The sequence below is a fragment of the bacterium genome (assembly GCA_040755795.1).
In the GTDB taxonomy this organism is placed as follows: domain Bacteria; phylum UBA9089; class CG2-30-40-21; order CG2-30-40-21; family SBAY01; genus JBFLXS01.
In genome coordinates, this window is record JBFLXS010000496.1 from 1 (window position 1) to 2,634 (window position 2,634).

Sequence of the window (2,634 nt, forward strand, 5' to 3'; positions counted from 1 at the left end):
ACCGCTCAACTTCCTCCGGGCAGAATTCAGTATGCACCTCCAGTTCAGTCCGAAGAATGGCTTTATTCCCTTTTATTGAAGTAACAATTCCTTGTTCCATAATCTTTTCTCTTTTTACAGCATAACTCTTCACACTTTACCTCTTCGCCTCAAGGTATCTTCCTCACTGAAAGATTTAACCTTCTTCTTTTTGGTCTCATAAACAGAGACGGATTTAAGACCGACAAAGAAACTCTTGATAACAGTTAGTTCTTCCCTTGATAAGGGATTAACCTTACAAGGCCTAAGAGGTGTATCTATCTGAACTTCATCAGGGCTTACTTCTAAGGCTAACTCTGCAAGTCTTTTAGCCTCCTGTTTGCCAGTTTCAGGGTCAATTACAGCCCCTAAGGCATTTAATTACCTTCCATTTTAAGCTCTCCATAGCATTGCTTCCAGATCTTTTTAATGGTATCAGAAACTTCTCCGTGGCTATACTCGACCACAGGTTTTTTATTAATCAGTGATTCTACCACCATCGGGTCAAATCGGATTTTGCCCACCAGACTATATCCGTTCTGCTGGCAATATTGGGTAATTCTCTCTGCCATCTCGGTATTCAGATCGTATTTGTTGATACAGACCAGGGTTGGGATGCCAAAATGGCCGGCTAATTTAGCCACCCGGTCTAAATCATGGAGTCCGGACAGGGTGGGCTCAGTTACCACCAGCACCGCCGATGCCGCGGTAATAGCCGCAATTACCGGGCAACCAATACCAGGCGGGCCGTCAATAATGACCAGGTTATACCCCCGCTCTTCAGCCAGTAATTTAGCTTGATTCCTTACCAGGGTAACCAGTTTACCAGAGTTTTCCTCGGCAATACCCAGCTTTGCATGGGCCATTGGGCCATATTGGGTTTCAGATATAAACCAATCACCAGCCAGGTTTTCTTCCATTTTGATGGCCTTTTGTTCACAGATATGGCTGCAAACTCCACAACCCTCACAGGAGATAGGATCAATCTTAAAACCAGGTGATATTGCCTCAAACCGACAAACAACTATGCACTTACCACACTTATTACAGGCTCGCATATCCACTTTAGCAGTCTTACCACTTCTAAACTGGTGAGTCTCTTTGACCTGAGGCTGAAGCAGAAGATGCAGGTCTGCCGCATCTACATCGCAGTCTGCCATAACCTTATTTTTAGCTAATGCAGCAAAAGAGCCGGTAATAATAGTTTTACCTGTGCCTCCTTTACCGCTGATAACAACTATCTCTTTCAACTTTATTCCACCTTTCAAACCTAAAATATCCCTTGACAATGCCTGCTCACAAACTGCTGTTATACGCTCTGCCGATCTATTCTCACTACACATTAGATACTGAATATTTTATTGATTCTTGCCTGCCACTCATCTTCAAAAATTACCTGAAATTCAAACTTCTTTTGGGCAAAGTCTAAATTCAATTCCCTCCAATCTCTCTGTTGCCCCAATCTATTACAGAAATCAAAGACATTCTTCTTATAATCAGTATCTTCATTTTTTAGATGTATACCCTTTGCCTCAACTACATATATTTTATTGTAATCATCCTGTTTTTTGTCATCGGTATCAGCAAGAATAAAATCGGGATAAATTCTGTGTTTCTTCCAGCCCTGAACATAATAATCTTGCCTTGATAAATTTCTATACCACCACAGGAGTTTTTCCTGCTCATCGAGGTAAAGAGCCACGGACTTTTCTAACTCGTTAAACTCCTCCTCTGGCACAGAATCAAATAGACTTAACTGTATTGGGGTGTTATCATGCCTTACCAGTAATTTAGAACTCTGCTTTACACTTATCCTCCCTGGCAATTTGTATCCCCCCCTATCAGAAAGTAAAAAAACCCAAAGGACTTTTTGCTCAATCAGCTTTCTAAATACTTGCTCTGATAGTCTATCTTTTTCCCTTGCAGTATATCTGTTTTTTCTAAGATAATCGTTCTGCCAGCACTTGAAATATCCAAAACCTGACGATATGGATGTTCACGATTTTTTAAGCTGGCAAGTGTTTGCCTATAAATTTGTGTGGTTGGCACAATCCATAAGACAATCCCTGTTTGTTTCTTTAGATAAGTCCTATTTATTAAGTCAATGGTATGACAGGCAAGTATTGTCTTGCCACCACCTGTTGGAATCTTAAGGTAGAAATTTGGCAATTCCTTACCCAGGCCATTCTTCCTGGAATGATAGGCTGTTTCAACAACCTTTTCCCAGGCTTTAAGTGGAAAGTTAATTGACAGTTCGGGGTCTTCCTTTATTAGTCTATCATTCTTTGCCTTAAATTCGGCAAGGGAGTCAAGATAATGCTTAATCTGTTCTAATGTCTTTTTTTGATATTCTTTTAGTTCCATTATTGTTCCTTAATAAATTTTAACTTCCGTTCTTTAAAAAACTCAAAATGGTCGTAACCGTTCAGGGCTATACATTAGAAGTGTAAACAAGGAGAAATGGGGAAAAGGGAGAATTGGAGAAATGGCTCAAACTTTTTCTTGCTCCACCCTTCGGACATCAATCCTGGTGTCGTGCTGAGTAAGTTTTGCACGGGGCATCATCAGGTTTCGTAACCTGCAAACGGATAATTGGTAACTGGTAATTGGTTAAAT

Annotated in this window: 3 protein-coding genes; all 3 read right to left on the bottom strand. The window is 40.6% G+C overall.

Features of this window, described 5'->3' with window-relative positions; genetic code table 11:
* Positions 1 to 395 precede the first annotated feature (395 nt).
* Positions 396 to 1,268 carry an ATP-binding protein gene (locus AB1414_18855; protein ID MEW6609473.1) on the bottom strand — a complete coding sequence of 291 codons (873 nt, stop codon included), beginning with the start codon at positions 1,266 to 1,268 and terminating at the stop codon, positions 396 to 398.
* Between the two features lie 92 nt (positions 1,269 to 1,360).
* Positions 1,361 to 1,843: a hypothetical protein gene (locus tag AB1414_18860; GenBank protein ID MEW6609474.1), complete on the bottom strand. Its 483-nt coding sequence runs from the start codon at positions 1,841 to 1,843 to the stop codon at positions 1,361 to 1,363.
* 53 nt (positions 1,844 to 1,896) lie between these two features.
* Positions 1,897 to 2,382, bottom strand: a complete 486-nt coding sequence (locus tag AB1414_18865) for a DEAD/DEAH box helicase family protein (protein MEW6609475.1) — start codon at positions 2,380 to 2,382, stop codon at positions 1,897 to 1,899.
* Positions 2,383 to 2,634 lie beyond the last annotated feature (252 nt).

What these genes read in the sequence shown, in the direction of transcription:
- AB1414_18865 (MEW6609475.1), bottom strand. Translation starts at nt 2,382, where the DNA reads ATGGAACTAAAAGAATATCAAAAAAAGACATTAGAACAGATTAAGCAT.